14 protein-coding genes are annotated in these 21954 nt (G+C 74.7%); 6 read left to right on the forward strand and 8 right to left on the reverse strand.

The genetic code is table 11. The features are described 5' to 3' along the window. Positions 1-106: 106 nt before the first annotated feature. Positions 107-574, reverse strand: a complete 468-nt coding sequence (locus tag D1350_RS13395) for an HNH endonuclease (RefSeq protein WP_125776522.1) — start codon at positions 572-574, stop codon at positions 107-109. Positions 575-1161: 587 nt separating this feature from the next. On the opposite strand from D1350_RS13395, the gene D1350_RS13400 reads away from it, so the two are divergent. After that, positions 1162-2001, forward strand: coding sequence for a metal-dependent hydrolase (locus tag D1350_RS13400; protein WP_276313747.1), 840 nt, complete (start codon positions 1162-1164; stop codon positions 1999-2001). Positions 2002-2028: 27 nt separating this feature from the next. After that, positions 2029-3261, forward strand: a complete 1233-nt coding sequence (locus tag D1350_RS13405; RefSeq protein ID WP_125776524.1) for a benzoate/H(+) symporter BenE family transporter — start codon at positions 2029-2031, stop codon at positions 3259-3261. A gap of 100 nt (positions 3262-3361) precedes the next feature. On the opposite strand, the gene D1350_RS13410 is transcribed toward D1350_RS13405, so the two are convergent. From D1350_RS13410 to D1350_RS24485, 3 genes are all read right to left on the reverse strand, one after another. After that, entirely contained in the window at positions 3362-4057 is a 696-nt protein-coding gene (locus tag D1350_RS13410; protein WP_125776525.1) for an ABC transporter ATP-binding protein, read from the reverse strand. Beyond that, positions 4054-7224 (reverse strand): hypothetical protein, encoded by a 3171-nt coding sequence (locus tag D1350_RS13415; RefSeq protein ID WP_125776526.1) that lies wholly within the window; start codon positions 7222-7224, stop codon positions 4054-4056. The genes D1350_RS13410 and D1350_RS13415 overlap by 4 nt, the downstream gene beginning before the upstream one ends. 229 nt (positions 7225-7453) lie before the next feature. Next, positions 7454-9214: an ATPase gene (locus tag D1350_RS24485; RefSeq protein ID WP_240644087.1), complete on the reverse strand. Its 1761-nt coding sequence runs from the start codon at positions 9212-9214 to the stop codon at positions 7454-7456. Positions 9215-9411: 197 nt separating this feature from the next. Between D1350_RS24485 and D1350_RS13425 the strand changes: the two genes are divergently transcribed. From D1350_RS13425 to D1350_RS13440, 4 genes are all read left to right on the forward strand, one after another. Continuing rightward, complete coding sequence (locus D1350_RS13425) at positions 9412-11658, forward strand: serine/threonine protein kinase (protein ID WP_125776527.1); 2247 nt, start codon at positions 9412-9414, stop codon at positions 11656-11658. 344 nt (positions 11659-12002) lie between these two features. Next, positions 12003-13031: a serine protein kinase RIO gene (locus tag D1350_RS13430; protein WP_240644088.1), complete on the forward strand. Its 1029-nt coding sequence runs from the start codon at positions 12003-12005 to the stop codon at positions 13029-13031. 232 nt (positions 13032-13263) lie between these two features. Further along, a complete protein-coding gene (locus D1350_RS13435) occupies positions 13264-14301 on the forward strand; it encodes a fatty acid desaturase family protein (protein WP_240644089.1) in 1038 nt (345 codons plus the stop codon). A 106-nt stretch (positions 14302-14407) separates the two neighbouring features. Beyond that, the gene (locus D1350_RS13440; RefSeq protein WP_125776529.1) at positions 14408-14809 is read left to right on the forward strand and encodes a hypothetical protein; all 402 of its coding nucleotides are present in this window, start codon (positions 14408-14410) and stop codon (positions 14807-14809) included. Between the two features lie 86 nt (positions 14810-14895). On the opposite strand, the gene D1350_RS13445 is transcribed toward D1350_RS13440, so the two are convergent. The 4 genes from D1350_RS13445 to D1350_RS13460 form a co-directional block, all read right to left on the reverse strand. Further along, entirely contained in the window at positions 14896-15534 is a 639-nt protein-coding gene (locus tag D1350_RS13445; protein WP_125776530.1) for a GNAT family N-acetyltransferase, read from the reverse strand. Positions 15535-15566: 32 nt separating this feature from the next. Continuing rightward, a complete protein-coding gene (locus tag D1350_RS13450; RefSeq protein ID WP_125776531.1) occupies positions 15567-18953 on the reverse strand; it encodes an error-prone DNA polymerase in 3387 nt (1128 codons plus the stop codon). An 83-nt stretch (positions 18954-19036) separates the two neighbouring features. Continuing rightward, positions 19037-20872, reverse strand: a complete 1836-nt coding sequence (locus D1350_RS13455; RefSeq protein ID WP_125776532.1) for a Y-family DNA polymerase — start codon at positions 20870-20872, stop codon at positions 19037-19039. Continuing rightward, positions 20869-21849, reverse strand: coding sequence for a hypothetical protein (locus D1350_RS13460; protein WP_125776533.1), 981 nt, complete (start codon positions 21847-21849; stop codon positions 20869-20871). The genes D1350_RS13455 and D1350_RS13460 overlap by 4 nt, the downstream gene beginning before the upstream one ends. Between the last annotated feature and the right edge of the window lie 105 nt (positions 21850-21954).

Raw genomic sequence — 21954 nt, forward strand, 5'->3', positions numbered from 1 at the left:
GGTCCCCACGGAGTTCCGCAGCGAAGCCAGGACTTCGTGGGGTGGAGGCGCCGGACCGGTCGCCTTCCGCGGAAGGCGACCGGTCCGGCGTCGGGCAACGGGGCTCTCAGGCCGCCGTGGCCGCGCGTCTGATCGCGCGGGCGTACTCGCTGTGCGGCACGTACGGCGTCAGCTGGAGCACCAGGCCGGCCTCGGCCGGCGTGCGGTCCGCCTTGAACGAGTTGCACGGATAGCACGCGGCGACGAGGTTGAGCCAGGTGGAGGGGCCCCCGCGCGAGCGCGGCAGCACGTGGTCGACCGTCTCCGCGGGCCCGCCGCAGTAGGCGCACTCACCGTCGCGGCGCTTCACGCCCAGCTTGGTGCACGTGGGCGCGCCGTTGGCCTTGTAGCGCCAGCGCATCGCGACATACCGGACGAGCCGCAGCACCCGGGGTAAGGGGAAGGGACCGAACGTCGCTCCGTCGACGGCCTCCTCCACCACGGCCACCTCGCGCACCAGCATGTGGATCGCGTGGCGCACCGAGACCCGGTGCAGCGGCTCGTAGCCGGCGTTGAGTATGAGGACGTCTGCCACGGGCCTGCTCCTTACTGGTCGTCGTCGTGCGTGTGCCGGACTGTCGGTACTACCTCCCCGGACGACAAGAGCCGCCCGGGAACAAAGATCCCGAGGCGGCTCACGAGCACTGGTCCGGCGCGTGCCGGGTCAGGGTCGTATCGCGCCCCGGATGGCCTCACGGCCGTCCCGAAGGTGCTTCGCGGTGGTGGGGTAGGACGAGGAGGTGGCATACCCGACGCGACGCAGGCTGACTGCCTGGTCCGTGCGCGACGTGCGTGCCATGGGTTCCTCGTCCTCTCCGTGCCGGGTCTGCTGATGTGGTCTGCTGATCGGTCCTGCGGGCTCACTCGATGCTGCGGCGGCCAAGGCCGTGTGTGAAGAAAGGTACACACCCGTCCTTGGCACCGTCTATAGGTTTACCCGATTCGTGACCCATGGGCACGCCAAGCCGCCCGCGCGGCGCGTGTGGTGCGGCGTGGCGACCCGCCGGACCGAGGGTGCCAGGAGGTGCCGGTACCGCGCGCTAGGGTGGCTCCCGCCCCGGACCAACCGGGGAGAACATGAACATTCGGGACACCCGAAGGAAGCGAGCGCACACCGCCATGATGGGAGGCCACCACGCCGCGTCGGGAGCCGCGGCCTGGGTCGCAGTGACCGCAAGCACACCGATCGCCTTCGGGTGGTACCCCGTCACCGACGTGGGGATCATGACGGGAGCCGTCGTGTGCGCGGGCGCCGCCCTGCTGCCGGACGCGGACCACCACAGCGGCACCATCGCGAACTCGCTGTCGCCCGTCTCGGACGCGGTGGTCAAGGTGGTGGAGACCGTCTCGGGCGGGCACCGCAAGGGCACCCACTCGATCGTCGGTGTGGTCGTGTTCACGGTGATCGCGTGGCTCGTCGGGATGCTCGCGATCGACACGGGCCTCGAGGGTGACCTCAAGACCATCCTGATCGGCCCCGGCATCGTCTGCGTCCTCCTCGTCGCGTTCGCGCTGAAGGCTCTCAAGATCACCCGGGACACCAAGATCCTGCCGTGGACCGCCTCCATCAGCATGGCCGTCCTCATCGCGATCTTCGCGCCGAGCGAGTGGTACTGGATGCCGTTCTCCGTGGCTCTCGGCTGTGTGGTGCACATCCTCGGCGACTTCATCACCACCCAGGGCGTCCCGCTGCTCTGGCCGATCCGGATCCGCTCGCCCCGCTGGGTCCGGGCCAACAAGAAGCTGCCCTTCGACGACATGTGGCGCTACGGCGGCAACTTCGCCTTCCCGATCCTCGGCTCGGCCGGGTCCAAGCGCGAGTGGATCCTCATGACGCCGGTCTCGCTGTACGCCATCGTCGGTGTCGCCTGGGCGGCCCTCGACCAGATGGGCTTCGACACGATGAGCGTCTGGAACGCCGTGGTGGGCAGCATCGGCGACATGGTCACCACCTGGGCCTGACCGCCCTCGCGGGCTAAGGTCCGACTCATGCCAGGCCTCACCACGCCCGTCCTGGCGGGCCTCCTCACCGCCCTGGTGGGCTTCACCAGCTCGTATGCGGTGGTGCTCGCCGGGCTGCGGGCCGTGGGGGCCACGCCGGGGCAGGCAGCATCTGGCCTGCTCGCCGTGTGCGTCACGCAGGCGCTCGGCATGCTCTGGCTGACCACGCGCCACCGCCTCCCCATCACCCTCGCGTGGTCCACGCCCGGGGCCGCCCTCCTGGCGAGCACCGGCCTGGTCGCGGGTGGTTGGCCGGCCGCCGTGGGCGCGTTCCTCCTGGTGGGGGCACTCATCCTGCTCACCGCTGCCTGGCCGCGCCTCGGCGACGTCCTCGCGTCGATCCCCACCCCGATCGCGCAGGCGATGCTCGCCGGCGTGCTGGTCTCGCTGTGCCTGGAGCCGGTGCGCGCGTTCGCCGCGCAGCCGGTGCTCGTCGGCCCTGTGGTCCTGACCTGGCTCGTCCTGCTGCGCCTCGCGCCGCGCTGGGCGGTACCGGCGGCCTTCGCCGTCGCGCTCGTGGTGATCGCGATCTCGGCCGGGCAGGGCGGAGGCGTCACGGGCCCGCTCCTCCCGCACCTCGAGTGGACGACGCCGGAGCTCACCTGGGCGTCGACGCTCGGCATCGCGGTGCCCCTGTTCGTGGTGACGATGGCGTCGCAGAACGTGCCGGGCGTCGCCGTCCTCTCGTCCTACGGGTACAAGGTCCCCTGGCGCGAGACCATGGTCGTGACCGGGCTCGGCACCGCGGCCGGGGCCGCCGCCGGCGGGCACGCGATCAACCTGGCGGCGATCACCGCCGCGCTCGCCGCCGGTCCCGACGCCCACCCCGACCCGCGCCGCCGCTGGCTGGCGGCGCACACGGCGGGCTGGTCGTACCTCGTGCTGGCGGTGCTGTCGGCGGCCCTCACCACCCTCGTCAGCAGCGGGCCCGACGGCATCGTCGAGACCGTCGCGGGGCTCGCCCTGCTCGCGACCCTCGGGTCGTCGCTCTCCGCCGCGGCCGGACCGGCGGACGGCCGCGAGTCCGCCGTCGTCACCTTCGTCGTGGCGGCGAGCGGCGTCACCTTCCTCGGCGTGGGAGCGGCGTTCTGGGCGCTGGCGGCCGGGCTGGCCGTCCGGTTCGCGCTGTCGTACCGCCGGAAGCCGGCGCCCTCCGCGCCGCCGTCACCCCCCGCGCCCACCGCGCCCACCGCGCCGACCGCGCCGCCCGCGCCGAGGTAGTGCGTCCGTCCGACGAAGTCACTACCTCGGCAAGACCCTCCCACCGAGGTAGTGCGCCCGTCCGACGAAGTCACTACCTCGGAGGGCTCCGTCGTCGTCGTCAGGCCAGCTCCGTCGTCGTGCCCGCCGCGTCGATCAGGTGCCGGTCGTGGGACGCGACGAGCACAGCGATCCCCCGCTCCGCCAGACCGCACAGCAGGGCGACCACCTCGTCGGCGGTCACCCGGTCGAGGCTCGCCGTCGGCTCGTCGGCCAGGACGGTCCCCGGCTCGAGGAGCAGCGCCCGCGCGAGCGCGACCCGCTGACGCTCACCGCCCGACAACCTCGCCGGGCGATACCCCTCGCGCGCGCCGACGCCGAGCTCGTCGAGAAGCGACCGCGCCCGCTCGTGCAGGGCCCTGACCCGCCGGTCGGGCACGGCGGGCAGCAGCACGTTCTCCAGCGCCGTCATCCCGTCCACGAGCGCCCCACCCTGGTCCAGGTATCCCACCCGGGCACGGCGCAGGGCGGTGACCTTGTCGTCGCTCAGCCCGTCGAGCGCCTGGCCCGCCCAGCGCACGGTGCCCGACGCCGGCCGCGCCAGCCCCGCCGCGACCCGCAGGACGCTGGTCTTGCCGGAGCCGCTGCGCCCGGCGACGCAGTGCAGCTCCCCGCCGCGCACGGCGAGGTCGTAGCCCGACACGATCTCGAGCGGCTCCTCCCCCGGGCGCGGGTGGCTGATGGTGACGTCGTCGAGCTCGAGCAGGACGTCGGGTGCCGACGTCTCGGGTGCGGACGTCGTGGGTGCGATGGTCATGCCAGGTCCTTCCGCGGGGAGAGCAGGGTCAGCAGGCCGGTCAGCAGCGCCGATCCGGCGCCGAGCGCCAGGAGGAGCAGGACGTCGTCGGGCCGGAAGGCGCCGGCCAGGAGCCGGCACGCCAGGGCCGTCACCAGCACCGACGGCAGCACGATCGCCAGCGCCTCCGCCCGGTGGGCGCGCCGACGGTCCCGCCCGGTCCAGCCCATGGCACGCAGCACCTGCTCCTGCGCGGCGCGGAGCCGCAGGTCGAGCCGACGGCTCAGGACCGCGAGGACGGCCCCGGCCGCCAGCGCGACGACCGCGAGGGCGCACCTCAGGACGAGCACCTGGTCGACGAGCGCGGTGGCGAGCAGGCTCTCGCCCGCCCGCTCGCGCTCGTCGAGCACCACCACGCCGAGCACCGTCATGCCCAGCCCGACAATGACCGTCGTCAGCAGCACCGCCGCGGCGAAGGCCCGGTGCTGCCGCGCCTGGTGCAGCCCGAAGAGCGCGACGCCGAGCGCCCGCGGCACCGACCGGGGCCGCGGCGGGGCAGCGCCCTCCCCGAGGCTCACCACCTCGATCTCGGAGGTCCCGGTGCCCGACGCCGGACCGGTCCCGTCGGTCAGCTCCAGCACCAGAGCCTGGGGCCGGGTCGTGCGCCTCCGCCGGGTACCGGCCGGGTTCGTGCCGGCTCGGTCCGAGGCGGCCAGGGCTGGGGCCGACCGACCCGGCCGCGCGACCGCCGCGGCGACCGACACGAGGCCCAGCACGACAACCAGCCCGAGGACGGCCGACACGCCTGCCGCGGTGACCCGGCGGTCCGCCGCGAGGCTCACCGCGACAGCGCCCGCGACCGCGATCACGGCGACACCGACGGCGTCCTCGGCGACGAACCAGCGCGCGATCCTGCCGCGCGGCCACCCGACAAGGGCCAGCACCGCCGCCTCGCGCCGCCGCCGAGGGACGCCCACGAGCTGCGCCGCGCCGACCAGGAGGGCCGTCGCGCCGAGCCCCACCACGAGGGTGAGCGTGGTGGCATCGCCGACCGCTACGTCCACTCGCGCGGCGGCGCCGAGCTCGGACCACTGCTGCTCCACGATCCCGAGCCGGCCCACGTGCTGGGCGCCCTCCGAGTCGAGCGTGCCGAAGGCGTAGTCCTCGACGGTGACAGCCACCGGCGACGGGCTGGACCCGGCGACGAGCGTCGCGGTGAGACCGAGCGCCTCGATCGCCTCCTTGACCGCGAGGACCTTCTCCAGGTTCGCCGTCGAGTAGTCGTCGATCCCGGCGACGCGGACGCGGACGGCCGACACGGGCGCCTTCCCGGCGAGCCCCGCCGCGTGCTCGAACGAGCCCACCATGGTGGTGGCGCGGTTGACGAGCCCCAGGCCGCTGACCGACGGGCGGAGCTCGACCGGGTCGACGGCCCGGCCGTCCGGGCCCGCGACCAGCGTGGACCGCACCGGGTCGTAGCCACCGAGCGGGACGTCGGCGAGGCCGGCGAGCGCCGCCCGCACGGCGGCGGGATCGAGCTCGCCGACCGGGGCGAGCTGCGGGGCGACGGTAAAGCCGCGGCCGGTGCGCTCCGGGAGCGTCACGTACGCCGCCTCGGCGCCAGGCTCGGTGGCGTCACGCGCGATCGGGACGGCGCTGCCGGAGACCCCGTTGAACTGTTCGACGGCGGTCGCGGCGTACTCGCCGGCATGGAGGACGGCCTCCGCCTCGCCCGTCCGCTCGTACTCCGGGGAACGCACCGTCGCACCCGCGAACACGTGCGGGAACAGGCTCCACCGCGAGGGCTGCGGGAGGTCGCGGCCGGCCGGGGTACCGGGCCAGGGTAGGACGATCGACTCCTCCACGAACGGCACGAACACCGACGAGATGTCCCGCTCCACGGTGCCGAGCGGGGTGCCCGGTGTGGCCTCGTCGAGCGCCGGGGGCAGGTCGAGGGGCCGCATGAGGTCGTGAGGCGATCCTGCGCCGGGTCTGTCGTCGGTCCCGGCGAACGTCACACCGAGTGACTCGACCGACACCTCCACGCGGAGCTCGACGTCGGGCGACGTGGACGTGACCACCGGGAGCACCGGCAAGGGCTCGGGCACGTAGGTCGCGCCCGGGCCCATGAATCCCTCCCCGACCGCCGCCTCGAAGCCCTGGCGGGCGAGCTCGTCGTTCTTCCGGAGCAGGTCGGCCAGCTTCTCGGCCGGACCGCCGCCCGCGGTCGCGGCCCACTCGGCGAGCGACAGAGTGGTGGGCTCGGCCGGCAGCGCGGTCAACGGCGCCAGGAAGGCGCCGGCCTCGCCGAGCAGAGCCGCCTCGGCCACCGGGTCGACCAGGGTCAGCGTGCTCAGGACCTGCGGCGGCCTCTGCACCTCGAAGAGCACGTACCCGTCGCGGACGTCGGTGCTGCTCCACGTCCCACCGTTCTGGTGTACCGCGGCGACGGTCCGCTCCCGGGAGCGGCACCTGAGCGCCCCCGGCTCGTGGGCGGTCTCGAGGGTGTACGTCCTCTCCCCCTGCCCGTCGGACAGCAGGGTGCACCCACCCCAGTCGTCCGGCAGGTCCTCGACCGGCGTGACGATCGTCGTCGGCAGGTCCGCGTCGTCGACCATGACCTGCACCGTGACCTCGTCGACCAGCCGCTCGCCCAGGCCGTCGTCGGTGACGTACCGCACCGTCGCGCGGTACGCCTGGACGTTCGGCTCCGTGGTGCCCTCGTCGATGGGCACCGCGAAGTAGAGCGGGCTCGACCCGAGGAGCGGGAACGCCACCTGCCCCACCGGCGCGGCCACCTCGACCCCGGCAACGGCCCGGACGGCCGCGACCTGCTCGAGCATCAGCCCCTCGGCGCCGCCGAGCGTGTTCGGCGGGAAGAGGTCCACCGTCCCGGCCGCTCGTGCGGGAGCCTCCGCGGGCGAGGCCGCGGCGCCGGGCGAGACTCCGGGCGAGGCGCCGGGTGCCGCCTCCGCGACCGGCGCATGTTCCGCGACCGGTATGGGCCCCGTGACGAGGAGGTCGTAGGCGCCGCGCCACTCCGCGTCCAGCGTCCGCTCGAACCTGTGGACGGCGCCCGTCTGGACGCCGGCGACCAGGAGCGTGGAGACGGACAGCAGGGCGATCGCGGCAACGCGCAGCCGGTCGCGAGCGAGCCGCGCGACCGGCCCCGGCACTGGAACGGGCACGGAACTCCTCGGAACAGACGGGACGAACAGGACGTCCTCGGGACGCACGGTAGCGCCCCGGGCGGCCACGCGACGCCACGGCCCCGGCGACGGCGACGGCGCCCGCGCCCGCGCCCGCGCCGAGATAGTCACTCCGTCGGACAAGGTCACTACCCCGGCAAACCCTCCCCGCCGAGGTAGTGCGTCCGTCCGGCGAAGTCACTAGTCTCGGCGGGCAGTGAGCCGCTCGCTAGAGCCCCCCCGCCACCGCCGCACCCGCGCCGAGCCAGGCGCGCTGGGTGGCCGGGCGCAGGGCGCCGAACCGCAGGTGGCCGTCGACCATGGCGGGGTCGAACGGGATCGTGACCACGTCGCGGGCCAGCGAGCTGTAGCCGTCGGCGACGCGGCGCACGTCGTCCGGGCTCGCCTTCGGGTCCGCCTGCGACACGACGGTCACGGCCTGCTGCGCCAGGTAGGCCGACCTGCCGTCGCGGGCCGCGAGCGCCTCCAGCAGCAGCGCGCCGGCCTCCGCGTGGTCGTCACGGGTGGTGGTGGCGACCACGAGCTGGTCGGTGAGGTCGATCATGCGCAGCCACATGGGGTCGGACTCGTCGTTCCCGGAGTCGATGAAGATCATCCGGTAGTACTTCGACAGCACGGAGTGGATGGCGTCGACGTCCTCCGGCTCCACGCGCTGCTCGTGCGCGAGCGCCATGGGCTTGGAGCGCAGCACGTCGAACTTGTCGCGGGTCTGGTGGTGCACGAACCGCGCCAGGTCCGCCGCCTGGGCCGACGTGCCGAGCAGCCGGTCCGTCTGCGGCAGCAGGTCCAGCAGCGTGGAGCCGTGCGGGCCCTGCTCCGTGCGCCAGCCGAGCGTGCCGCGGGTCTGGTTGTTGTCCCACGTGACCACGCCCGCCCCGCCGTACCGGGCGAACACGGCGGCGAGGAGCACCGTCGACGGCGTCTTCCCGGCACCGCCCTTGCCGTTCACGACCGCCACGGTGCGCGGACCGGGCCAGTGCTGGCTGACGGAGCGCTCGTCGTCGCGCTCGGCACGCTCCGCCTCGCTCGGGCCGAGCCGGATGCCGACGCGGGCGAGCGCGCCCCGCACGCCGCGCGCGGCCGGCTCCTCCACCAGCTCACGCTGCAGGAAGGACTGGCGCGCCTCGCGCCGGGTCCGCGGGCTGCCCGACGTTGTCTCGGTCGCCTCGGGCGTCTCGGACACGGTGAGCACCGTGGCCGCCAGGGGCAGGTAGCCGGGCTGGGCCGGCGCGGGCTGAGCGGGTGCGGGCTGAGCGGGTGCCGGCTGGGCTGCGGGGACCCCGTGGCGGACCCAGTCGGCGACGCCGGGCGCCGCTGCCGCTGGTGCCGCTGGTGCTGGTGCGGCTGGTGCTGATGCCGGTGCAGCCGTGGCCGGTGCCGCCAGTCCCGGGACCGTGGCGTCGTCGATCTCCGTGCGGTCGTCCTCGAGGAACGCGGGGCGGGGCACGCCGTCGACCACGGGCATGCCGTCGGGCATGCCGTCGGGAGCCGGGGTCTGCACGAAGGTCGGCGGAGACGTCGGCCCGGGGCCGACCTGCGCCGGGACGGGGACGGTCCCGGGGACCGGCGCCGCGACCGCGACCGGCTCAGGCGTGTGCGCCTGAGCGGGGGCGGGGGCGGGGGCCAGGGGCAGGGCCGGGTCCGGCGCCTGCGCCGGGGCTCCGGCCGACGGGACAGCGACTGCCGCCTCGGCCGGCGCCGGCCGCGGTGCGGCTTCCTGCGGCACCACCGTCCCGTCCGGGTGCACGATCAGCGCCCACACCCCTTCGGGCCCCTCCGCCGTGGCCCGCACGGCGCGACCCACCTGGGCCGCCGTCAGCGTGACCCGGCGCAGCACCTCGACCCGCGCTTCCTCCAGACCGGCGGCGAAGACGGGGTACGGCGTGCCGTCGACGACGACCTCCCCCGTGCCGTCCTCGCGCACGACCGCCTGGACGTGGGGCCACAGCGGAACGGTGTCGGTGCTCATTGCCATCTCCTGGTGGATCCGTCGGTGTCCGGGGTGCTGGGAGTCACCCCGTGCCAGCCTGGGGCAAAGTGGGCTCGCGGTCGACCGGAACGCGCCGAACCTGCGGTTCGAGCAGGCCTCTGAAGGCCACCTCGTTCCTGATAGGTTGCAGATAAATCTGCCGGTTAGGTCCGGTGTGCGTGCCCGAGGAGCCCCTTTTGTCCGACGAGACCGTCCGCATTCCCGGTGGCCAGCCCGCCGCGCCTCCCCACGGGCGCAGCCGCATCCCTGCCACCGGCGAGATCCTCGGCGGCTTCACGCTGCACGAGTCGCTGGGCCACGGCGGTTTCGCACACGTGTACCGGGCGTCGTCGGACGAGGACGGCGAGGTCGCGCTCAAGGTCCTGACCAACGCCGAGCACGGCACGCTGGAGCGCTTCGTCAGCGAGGCAACGCTGCTGGCTCGGCTCGGTGGGCGGGGCTTCCCGCAGTTCGTGCGCGGCGACCTCGAGGGCGAGACTCCGTGGTTCGCCATGGAGCTGGTGCCCGGCCCCACGCTCCAGCAGCTCGTGCAGCAGAACGGCCCGCTCTCCCGGCGCGACGTCCTGCACGTCGCCGACGACGTCACCGGCGCCCTGGCCGTGCTCCAGGAGGAGCACTACCTGCACCGGGATGTGAAGCCGGCCAACATCATCGCGAGCGAGGGCCGGGCGGTGCTCATCGACCTCGGGATCGCCAAGGGCCACGGCACCACCACGTCCACGCACGCGGCCGGGACCATCGCCTACATGGCGCCCGAGCTGTTCTCGCGCAAGCCGCACGCCCGCTCCGACGTGTACAGCCTGGGCCTGCTGCTCGTGTTCCTCGCCACGGGCACGCTGCCCGACAGCGTGAACTTCCTGGGCCGCGACCTCACCGCCGAGGACGTGGGTCCCGTGGACGAGCGGCTCCTGCCGCTGGTGCTCGCTATGACGCGGCACCTGCCCGAGGACCGGCCGCCGCTGCACAACATCGCCCGCACGGTGCTCGCGCTCCTGGGGCAGGAGGAGCCCGACCCCGGCCTCCTCGACGCCGCGGAGGCCACGCGCGCCGAACGGTCGCTCGTCACCGAGGTGCTCACCGCGAGCGCCGTGGCGGCCCCGGTCGCGACGGCGCCGATCGTCTCGGCGCCCGTCCAGCCGGGCGAGCCCATGACCAACCTCGTCTACGACCAGGCGCTCATGCGGCGGCTGCACGAGCTGCACGGGGACGGCTTCGACGGCGCGGCGGAGCAGGTCGTGGCCGACCACGTGGCCGCCGTCGGCCTGCAACGTGCCGGAGGGCGTACGCCGGGCGAGATCAAGGACTTCGTCTGGTCGGCCATGCGGTGGACCGCCGCCGTGCCGCCGCCCGGCTACGAGAACTCCTACCGCGGCTGGACGGCGTTCCGCGAGGCCGCCGGCCGGGGCGGCGCCGGGGCGCGCGGAGCCCTGGGCGCGGCGGGCGCCGTCGCCCTGGGCTCCGTCGGTCTCAACGCCGCGGCCCACGACGGCGCCATGCCGACGCAGCGCTTCGACCCCCGGGGGGCGCAGGACCCGGCATCGACCGTCCGGATGGGCGCGACCGGCGCGGCAGGCGCCACGACGCGTCTGCCGCCGCAGCCCGCGGTCTCGCCGGTGCAGCGCGTCGCCTCGTCGTACGCGCCGCAGCAGACCGGGTACGGCCCGCAGGGCTACCCCGCGCCCGGCCAGGTGGACCAGTACGGTCGCCCTCTCCAGGCGGGTGCCCCCGGCGGCCCGACGCCGCAGCCCGGCTCCCAGCACCCCGGCGGCCCGGGCGGTGGCGCGGGAGGGCAGGGCGGACGCCCGGACGACCCGCGTCGGGACGACCCGCGTCGGGACGACCCGCGCCGAGACTCGCGGGACGAGCGCGGCCGGGGCGACGACCCGGACACCGGGTGGCGGCTCGTGGGCGTGGTCCTCGGCACCTGGATCCCCCGCCTGCTGCTCACGCTGTCCCTCTACCAGGTGGTACGGCTGATGCTGCCGGGCGACGTCATGCCCGACGCGTCGACGTTCCCGCTCTTCACAGCGCTCGGCGACCTCGCGGTGGCCACGTTCGGCCTGGGCCCCGCCTGGACCCCGTACGTGTCCAACATGGCAATCCCGGTGGTCGGCCTGCTGCTCTCGATCCTGGTCAACGCGGTGGGGTCGCTGCGTGGCGGAAGCCGCCGCAAGATCTGGCCGTACGTGCTGATCCTCGTCGTCTGGTCGGTCCTCGTGGCGATCCAGGCCGCCGTCGGCTTCGCCGCACAGGTGCGCCAGGACGTGGAGCAGGGGTTCGAGCAGGGCATCGAGGACGCCAAGAGCGACGTCCAGGACGAGATCGACCAGGGCCTCGAGGACGCGAAGAAGGACGTCGCGGACACCGTGCAGAGCACCGTCGACGAGGCGCTGCGGAACATGTTCGGCGGCTGGGGCGAGTAACGTCGCCGGCTCTCGCCCGGCGTTGCAGCAACGGACCGACGCGGCGGCTCACGGGAGAACCAGGGCCCCGTAAATCCGTTGAGCGGCCCTGGGGCCGCGTGACATGCTCCTCGCACGGTCCCCGACGGGGGACCGGCAAGATTCGCCTGCCCGGCACGCTCCGGGAGGCCGTACGGAGGGGAGGTCGAGCCATGACTGACGTCACTGTCTCGCCGCGCCGTGTCAGCACCGACCCGGCACACAGCCTCTCCCCCGTACCGAGGAGCGCCACGCCCGCCAGCCGCTGACGCGGCCGGGCCCGCCGGCACCGCCGGCCGCGCTCCTCACCTCCCGAGGAGCACATCGTGTCTCGTTTTCCCGCAGCACCGTCCACCCCGTACCTCCGCGCGCGCCGCGCGGCGGCACGCCTCGAGCTCGAGGGCCCGCACCCCGACGACTCCCCCGCCTTCACGGTTCCCCCACGCCCTGGCGAGCCGGGCCCTGGTGAGGGCGACGACCAGGCCGCCGCAGGCGCCGCCCCCACCCCACGAAGCCCTGGCTTCGCTGCGGAACTTCGCGAGGACCCCGGGGAGATCGGGCAGCCTGGGCCCGGCCAGCGCTGGTCCACCTGGACCTTCGTGGCCAAGGGCCAGCGCGGCCCCGAGCCCCGGCCCGACTGGCTCGTCACGTCCGACGCCGCGGTCGACACCGATCTCGGCATCCTCAAGACCGGCAAGGAGGCCGACGCCTACCTGCTGGAGCGTGCCGTGCCCGACGACCCCGCGCAGCGCATGCTGCTCGTCGCCAAGCGCTACCGCGGCTCCGAGCACAAGCTGTTCCACCGCGACGCCGGGTACACCGAGGGCCGCACCGCCCGACGCACCCGCGACCAGCGGGCCGTCGAGGACCGCAAGTCCGCCTGGGGCCGTGCCGTCGCGGCCACCCAGTGGGCCGACGCCGAGTTCATGGCGCTCGGCGCCGCCTGGGAGGCGGGCGCCCCCGTGCCGTACCCGGTCCAGGTGGACGAGACGGAGGTGCTCATGGAGTTCGTCGGCGACGAGGGGCCGGACGGCGTCGTGGCGGCGCCCCGGCTCCACCAGGCAAGGCCGGACCGGGAGCTCCTGGAGTCGTACTGGGAGCAGCTCGTGGACGGGATGTCGGTCCTCGCGCGGCTGGGCTACGCGCACGGCGACCTCTCCCCGTACAACGTGCTGGCGCACGGCGAACGGCTCGTGATCATCGACCTCCCGCAGGTCGTCGACCTGGCCGCCAACCCGTTCGCGTCCGAGTTCCTGCTGCGCGACTGCCGGACCATGTGCACCTGGTTCACCGCTCGCGGGCTCGATCATGACCCGGACGCGCTCTTCGCCGACCTGCTTGCTCAGGCTTGGTAAAAATCGCCCCTCAAGCGCACCGCGCGGGAACCTTCGCCAGGCGTTCACGCGCGGTGCGCGCCGCACCCTCTCGCGTACCCGTACGATCGGCGTATCTGCACCACCGGGCGAACCTGCCCAAGACCACGGCTGGGAAGTCGACACCGACCACTGCGAGGCGCCCATGACCTCCTCCGCCGCCGTTCAACCCGGATTCCGGCCGACCCAACCCCGCCGCGCGGGCGAACAGCCCGTGACCAGCACCTACACGGCGCTGTCACAGACGGTTCGTGAGGCTGGGCTGCTGCACCGCACACACGGTTACTACCTCTGGACGCTCGCCACCCTGACGCTCGCCTTCGGCGGTCTCGTCACCGGCTTCGTCCTTCTCGGCGACTCCTGGCTCCAGCTCCTGATGGCCGGCGGCCTCGGGCTGGTCCTGACGCAGTTCGCCTTCATCGCTCATGAGGCGTCGCACCGGCAGGTGCTGACCTCCGGGCCCGCCAACGACCGCCTCGGCAAGTTCCTCGCCAACGGCGTGGTCGGCATCAGCTACTCCTGGTGGATGACGAAGCACACCCGTCACCACGGCAACCCGAACCGGGTCGGCAAGGACCCCGACATCGCGAACGACACGATCGTCTTCACCGAGGAGGGCGCGCGCGAGCACCGCGGCTTCATGGCGCTCATCACGCGCTACCAGGGCTGGCTGTTCTTCCCGCTCCTCACCCTCGAGGGCATCAACCTGCACTACACCTCGATCCGTTCGCTGTTCACGGGGACCCCCGAGACCCTGCGGTCGCGGATCGGCGAGCTCGTCAGCATCGTCGTGCGCCTCTCGCTCTACGTCACCACCATCTTCCTGGTGCTGCCCATCGGGCTCGGGTTCGCGTTCATCGGCGTGCAGATGGCCGTCTTCGGCGTGTACATGGGTGCGTCGTTCGCCCCGAACCACAAGGGCATGGCGATCCTTCCCGCCGACTCCACGCTGGACTTCCTGTCGAAGCAGGTCCTGACGTCGCGCAACATCACCGGCGGCTGGGCCATGAGCATCCTCATGGGCGGGCTCAACTACCAGATCGAGCACCACCTGTTCCCGAACATGCCCCGTCCGCACCTGGGCCGGGCGCGCGAGATCGTTCGCGAGCACTGCGCCAACCTCGGCCTCCCGTACACGGAGACCAACCTCATCGCGTCCTACGGGATCGTGGTGCAGTACCTCAACCGGGTCGGCCTTGCGGCACGCGACCCCTTCGACTGCCCCATGTTCAAGCAGATGCGCGGGGTCTGACCCGCGACAAGAGGCCCCGGGACGACGGCGTCCCGGGGCCTCTTGCTGTGCCGGGGCTTCTGCCGGCGCCGGGCGGAGGTGCGGCGCCGGGCATACCGTGAGAGGCATGGTCCTCCCCGCCGACGTCTACGACCGCGAAGACCTCACCCGCTTCCTCGCCGACTACGGCGCCGCGCTCGGCGCGGGCGACCTCGACGGCGTCGCGGACCGGTTCGGCTTCCCCTCCCTCCTGGTCGCGGCGGACCGCTCGGTCCTGGTGACGGACCCGGAGACGGTCCTCGACAGCCACCGCGAACGCCTCGCCGCCTACCGTGCCGACGACCTCGTGGCGGCGGTGCCGGAGCTGCGCACCGTCGAAGAGGTCACGGACGAGCTGCTGTGGGCAGGCGTGCGCTGGAGCTACCGCGACGAGAACGCCGCCGAGGGCGCCGCCGACGAGGTGCGCTACCTGCTGCGGCGGAGCCGGGACGGGTTCGAGGTCTGCGTGATCGTCCCGCTGAGGTCGTGAGCGGGGACGGGGTGCGCGCCAGACTGCTTCCAGGTCCGTCTACGGACCGGTAGGCGGGCCTGGAAGCAGTCTGGCGCGTTCACCACTCAGAGCTCGCGGCGGACGTGCCACCGGGTCAGCCGGCCGCTCGTCGACAAGGTGGGCGCCACGACGTCGAACCCCACCGACTCGAACAGCCCCACCGTGCCGACGAACGCCGCGCTGACCGGCACGCGAGCGCCCGGGCCCGGGTCCACGGGGAAACCCTCGACGACACGGGCGCCGTGCCCGGCGGCGTAGTCGACGGCGTGGCGCAACAGCTCGCGCGCCACGCCGCGGCGGCGGAAGCCCGGCCGCACGGTCACGCACATCACCGCCCACGTGGTGGGCCACTCCTCGGGCTCGATCCGGGGCAGCACCCGCGAGCGCTGCAGCGACCCCGCCAGGGACCGGGGCGCGAACCCGAGCCAGCCGACGGGCTCGGAGCCTCCCGGGCCCTCGGGCACGCCCGGGCCGGCCGGGCCGCCCTCCACCTCCGCGTAGGCGAGCATCCCCGGGGCGGGCTCGCGCGCGGTGAGGTCGCGGAGGTACTCGCCGCGCCGGGTGGCGTCCTCGCGCGGGGGAAGACGCCAGTGCATGCACCAGCACGCCTGCTCGCGGCCGGTCGGGTTGAGCATCGCCGTCACGTCGTCGAACCGGTCCTCGGTGGCGGGCACGACGGTGACGGAAAGCGGCTCTGCCGTCATACCGGCACGCTACCGCTCGCAGGCGAGCACGCTCAGCGGAAGTCTCTCGACGTCGCCGACACCCGCAACGACAGCGGCGTCAGGTGCTCGGCCAGGAGGTTCACCGCGCCGTCGGCCGACTCGATGCGCCCCCGCACCACCAGCGCCGGCGACGACCGCGCGACCCGCCGGAACCGCTGCCACAGCCCGACCGTGCAGATGACGTTCAGCAGCCCGGTCTCGTCCTCCAGGGACAGGAACGTCACGCCCCCCGCGGTGCCCGGCCGCTGCCGGTGCGTCACGACGCCGCCGACGGCGATACGCCGCCCCGGCTCGGTCGCGCAGGCCTCCGCCACCGTGACGACCCCGGCGGCGGCGAGGCCGGGCCGCACGTGCTGCGTCGGGTACGAGTCGGGCGTGACCCCGGTGGCCCACACGTCCGCCACGGCGAGCTCCACCTCGCTCATCCCGGGCAGCGTCGGCGCGTCCACGCCCACCGACACGCCCGGCAAGGTGCCCGGCCCCTCCTGACCCAGCGCGCCCGCCGCCCACAGCGCCTCGCGACGCTCCACGCCGAGGCTCTCCAGCGCGCCCGCCGTGGCGAGCGCCTCGAGGTGGGCGGTGCTCAGGTCTACGCGCCGCACGAGGTCGCGCAGGTCCCGGAACCTCCCGGCCGCGACGATCTTCTCCGCCAGGTCCGTACCGATGCTGCGCACGCTGTCGAGCCCCATCCGGACGGCGAGCTCCGGGTCCGCCCGGACGAGCCCCGACCAGGGTGCGGTGGTGCCGGGAGGCGGGCCGCCGGCGTCGGGCAGCCGCTCCACGCACGCGAGGACGCGCGACGCGTTCACGTCCGGGCGCAGGACCGTCACGCCGTGCCGGCGCGCGTCCGCGACGAGCGACTGCGGCGAATAGAACCCCATGGGCTGCGCCGCCAGCAGCCCGGCGTAGAACGCGGCGGGATGGTGCACCTTGAGCCACGCGCTGGCGTACACGAGGTACGCGAAGGAGTAGGCGTGCGACTCGGGGAAGCCGAAGTCGGCGAACGCCTTGAGCTTGTCGTAGATCTGCTCCTGCACGTCGGGCGGGACGTCATGCTCCGTCATGCCCTTCATCAGCCGCCCGCGCAGCGCCTCCATGCGCTCCACCGACCGCTTGGACCCCATCGCGCGCCGCAGCTGGTCCGCCTCGGCGCCGCTGAACCCCGCCACGTCGATCGCCATCTGCATGAGCTGCTCCTGGAACAGCGGCACGCCGAGGGTGCGTCCCAGGGAGTTCTCCAGCAGCGGGTGCAGGAAGGTCACGGGCTGCCGCCCGCGGGCCCGCTCGATGTACGGGTGCACCGACCCGCCCTGGATAGGCCCGGGGCGGATGAGCGCCACCTCGATGACGATGTCGTAGAACGTCCGCGGCTGCAGGCGGGGCAGCGTCGCCATCTGCGCGCGCGACTCCACCTGGAACACGCCCACGGTGTCGGCGGCGCACAGCAGGTCGTAGACGAGCGGGTCCTCGGGGGGCAGCCCGTGGAGGGTGAGCCTCTCGCCGGTGTGCTCCTCGACGAGCTCGAACGCGTACCGGATCGCCGTCAGCATGCCGAGGCCGAGCAGGTCGAACTTCACCAGGCCGGCGTCGGCGCAGTCCTCCTTGTCCCACTGCAGCACCGTGCGGCCCTCCATGCGGGCCCACTCCACCGGGCACACCTCGATCACGGGGCGGTCGCACATCACCATGCCGCCCGAGTGGATCCCGAGGTGACGAGGCAGGCGGAGCAGGCGGTCGGCCAGGTCGAGCACGTCCGACGGGATCTCGCCCTCCTGCTCGGCCGACGGCGGCGCGTGGTGCGGCACCACGTCGTGCGCGTCGTCGGCTCGGCGGAGCGGGTCGTCCGCGACCGCGACGGGGTCGACGAACCGGCCCGCCGGCGTCGACCCCTTCACGGCGCGCGCGTCCCGGATCTTCCGGTCGACGGACGGGCTCGACGGGTCCGGTCCGCGCAGCGACCCCCACCGCTCGATCGACTTGGACCACGCGTCCTGCTGCCCCACGTCGTGGCCGAGCGCGCGGGCGGCGTCGCGCACCGCGGACTTGGGCCGGTACGAGATCACGTTCGCCACCTGCGCGGCGTGCGTCCGCCCGAACCGTTCGTACACGTGCTGGATCACCTCCTCGCGGCGCACCGACTCGATGTCCACGTCGATGTCGGGCGGCCCGTCCCGCTCGGACGCGAGGAAGCGCTCGAACAGCAGGTTGTGCCGCACGGCGTCCACGGCCGTGATGCCGAGCGCGTAGCAGACCGCCGAGTTCGCCGCGCTCCCCCGCCCCTGCGCGAGGATCCCGCGGATACGGCAGAACTCGACCAGGTCGTAGACCACGAGGAAGTACCCGGGGAAGTGCAGCTTCTCGATGACGCGCAGCTCGTGGTCCACCTGCCCCCAGGCGCGTGCGTTCCCGGCGCGGGGCCCGTACCGCTCCTCCGCCCCCCGGTAGGCGAGCTCCCGCAGCCAGGACGCCTCGTCGTGGCCCGGCGGGACCGGGTACGGCGGCAGCTCGGGCGCGATGAGCTTCAGGTCGAACGCGCACTCCTCGCCCAGCGCCGCCGCGGTACCGACCGCCTGGGGGTGCCGGCGGTGCAGCCGGAGCATCTCGTCGGCCGACCGCAGGTGCGCCGTCGGCGCCCCCGGCAGCCAGCCGTCCAGGTCGTCGAGCGAGGACCGCGCGCGGATCGCCGCGAGCGCCCCGGCCAGGTCCGCGTCCCGGGGCCGCGCGTAGTGGGCGGCGGTGGTGGCGACGAGCCGGAGGCGGGCGTCGTCGGCGAGGTCCGCGAGCGCCGCGTGCAGGTCGGCGTCGCGGGGGTCGCCGGTGGCGGTGACCTCGACGGCGACGTTGTCCCGGCCGAACGCGGCGACGAGGGCGTCGAGCTCGCGCCGGGCGGCGTCGTACCCCTGCGTGACGAGGGTGCGCCGGACCGCGCCCTTGCGGCAGCCGGTGAGGACCAGCCACTCGCCGCGGGCGTGCTCCCCCAGCTCCTCGAGCCGGTAGCTGGCGGCGCCCTTGACCCCGGTGGCGAGGTGCGCGGTGGCGATCGCGCTGGACAGGCGGCGGTAGCCGTCCGGCCCGCGGGACAGGACCAGCAGGTGGGTGGAGCGGGGGTCGGGGATGCCGGTGGGCTCGTCGAGCACGGGGCGGCTGCCGGGGCTGCCCTCGGGCGCCCGGGGGTCGGCGGGGGCGGGCAGGTGCAGCTCCGCGCCGAACGCCGCCCGCAGGCCCACGGCCTTGGCCGCCTGCGCGAACCGCACCACGCCGTACAGGCCGTCGTGGTCGGTGATCGCGAGGGCGCGCAGCCCCAGGCGGGCGGCCTCGGCGGCGAGCTCCTCCGGGTGGGAGGCGCCGTCGAGGAAGCTGAACGCGGAGTGGGCGTGCAGCTCGGCATACTCAGGCATCGCCCCTCCATGCCTGAGCCTGCGGTTCCGCTCCACGCGGGCCCGGGCTTCGCTGCGGCCCCACGTTCCGCTGCACCTTCGGCTCAGTCATACAACGCCTCCAGCGACCAGGCGCCCGCGGTGGCGGACAGGAGGAGGCCGCGGCCGTCGTCGGCCACCACCTGGAGGAAGACGCGGCGGCGCGCCGCGACCGACCACCACCGCTCCGCGACGGGCCAGGGCCCGGCCCAGTCCACGACGGTGCAGGCAAGGTCCCGGGCCGACGCCGGGGCCACCCCGGGCGTGGCCTCCACCTGCACCCGGGCGGGGGCGCCGCTGAGGGCGAGCCGGACGTCGATCACGACGGGGCGCCCGTCGGCGTCGAGGACGGCGGCGGGGACCGGCTCGGGCAGCACGAGCGACGGCCCGGGCTGGGGCAGGGCACCCGGCCAGGGACGGCCGGGGTCGCGCGCGGGCGGCGCCTCCTCGCCGAAGGGGACGAGGTGGACGCGGTCGCGCGGGTCGCGACCGCCCTGCACCTGGAGGGTGAGCACCGCGTCGCCGCCGAGCAGGCCTTGGACGCGTTCGAGCGCGCGGCGAGCGCGGAGGTCCTCGCCCGCGCTCGGGCCCCACAGGCGCGGCTGCAGCACTCCGGCGGGCGCGACCTCCTCGGCAGTGAGGGCGAGGTGGGCGATCTCCAGGGCGGGCTCGCTCTCGGGGGCCGCGCCGTCCTCGAGGTGCGCGCCAGACTGCTTCCAGGTCCGCCTAACTCCCCCTTCGCGATCCTGGAAGCGGTCTGGCGCGTTCGCCTGCCGCTGCGCCGCCCGGGCCCCACGGCCTCGCGCCACCGCCGACGCCGTGAGCCAGCCCTCCAGCTGCCAGCGCACCCGGTCGGTGATCCGGGCGGCGGTGAGCCCGCCGAGCGCGCCGTCGTCGACCCGCCAGAGCCGCTCCAGGGTGCGGGCGTCGCCGGTGACAGGGTCGACGGCGCGGGCCGTGATCCGCAGCCGCCCGCACGCGAGGCCGCGGGAGCCGAGCTGGTGGTGCAGGTCGTCGGCGAGGCGGCGGGCCGCGAACGTGGCGACGTCCACCCGCGTCGCCGGCGGGTCCAGCTCCTGGGCCGCGGTGATCTCGCCCTCGATCCGGCGTCGGGCGGGCGGGCGCACGTCCTCGCCGCGCGCCAGCCGCTGCGCCCACGTCCCGGCGTCGCCGAACCGGGCGTGCACGCTCGCCTCGGGCAGGGCCGCCAGGTCGCCGAGCGTGTGCAGGCCGAGGCGCCGCCACAGGTCGGCCAGCTCCGCGACGGCTCCGACGTCAGCGCCGCCCGTCCCCCGGGCCGTCCCCCCGCCCGACGACGGCACCGCCGCCGCATGCAGCAGCTCCCCCACGGGGCGGGGCGCGAGGTATGCGCGCGACCCGCCGGGCGGGACCACGTGACTCTCGCGGGCAGCGAGCACGGCGGCGAGGAAGCCGTCGGCGACGCCCACCTGGCACTCGTGGCCGGTGCGGTCGGCGACCTGCTCCACCAGCGCCTGCGCCAGCGCCTCCTCGGAGCCGTGGTAGCGCGCGGCGCCGTCGGCGGGCAGGAGGACGAGACCCGGGCGGGCGATCTCGAGGCCCGCCACGACGGTCTCCGCCGCGACGGCGACAGGCTCGAACTCGCGGGCGTCGCGGCCGTCGTCGACGGGCAGGAGGACGAGGTCCGGGCAGCGCTCCTGCGCCTGGCGCCGCCGCATGCCACGCCGCACCCCGGCCGCGCGCGCCACCGCCGACACCGCGACCAGCCGCTGGCCCGTGCCCGCCCCCGCGCCGCTGCTGCTCGACCCGCCCAGCACCGCGGCCGGCACGTGGGAGCCCAGGCCCGCGACCGCGAGCCCGGCGACGACCGGCCAGTCCGGCACCCAGAGGACGGCGGTACGCGTCGTGTCCGCAGTGCTCATCCGGCGAGCCTCTCGTCGGGGTCGCCGACGGTGGGCGCGACGTCGGGCACCGCGTGCAGCCGGACGGGCGCCGCATGGGCGGCGACGTGCGCGACCCGGCCGACGCGCGTCCCCGGCACCACGACCTCCACCCGCAGCGGCACCACGACCTCCAGGTCGACGGGGCGCGCGGCGGCGCCCCGGCCCGTGCGGTGCACGGTCAGGCTGCGGCGGCGCAGCCAGCCCGCCCCGTGGTCGGAGCCGGACCAGGAGCCGCCGCGGACGTCGAGCACCACGTGGGCGCCGCGATCAGGCGATCGTGCACCGCGAACGCCTGTTTCTGGTGCACGATCGCCTGGTCGTGGCGAGGCCGGGCGCGCCGCGCCGGCCATACCCGCCGCGCCCGGCTCGTCCACGGCGATCAGGACGCTGCCGCGCTCGCGTGCCCTGGCGGAGAGCCGACGGCGGTCGCTCTCCAGCAGCGGGGTCCTCGGCCCGACGACGACGAGGTCCAGGCCGTCGAGCAGCGCCGCCACCACTGCCGGAGCGTCGGGGCCGGGAGCCGGGACGCTGACGGTGCGGTCGAGGTCGAGCCCCCAGCCGGCGGCGGCCAGGCCTGCCGCGGGGTGGCCCACGAGCGCGACCCACGCCCCCGCCTTCGACGCCTCCGTGAGGAGGGCGAGGAGGAGGGTGGTGGAGTTGCGCACCACGACGGTGCTGCCCTCCCGGAGGCCGCCGTCGGGGAGGAGCGCGGCCAGGTCGGGGTGGACGGGGTGCAGGCGGTGGCTCTCGCCGGCCACGTCCGGACCGGCCACGTCCGCGCCGATCACGTCGACCTGGCGCTGGACCTGCAGCGGCACCACCGCCGCCCCGCGACGGGGACGGCCGCCGCGCCGTACTCCCGTCCGCAGCTCCGCCGCCTGGAGGGCGGCGCGTGCCTGGTCGTGCCGGTGGGCGGCGGTTCCTTCAGGCGGGTGGTCGGGGACGACGACGGTCATGGACCCTCCAGCGATGGTGCTGCCGGTGGTGACCCGGTCCAGCTCTGTCCGGGCCGGCACGTTGCCCCCGGCCCGACTCGAACGAGTGTTCGATAGAACACCAGT

Origin of the sequence: Antribacter gilvus (genome assembly GCF_003946865.1) — a bacterium.
GTDB lineage: Bacteria > Actinomycetota > Actinomycetes > Actinomycetales > Cellulomonadaceae > Antribacter > Antribacter gilvus.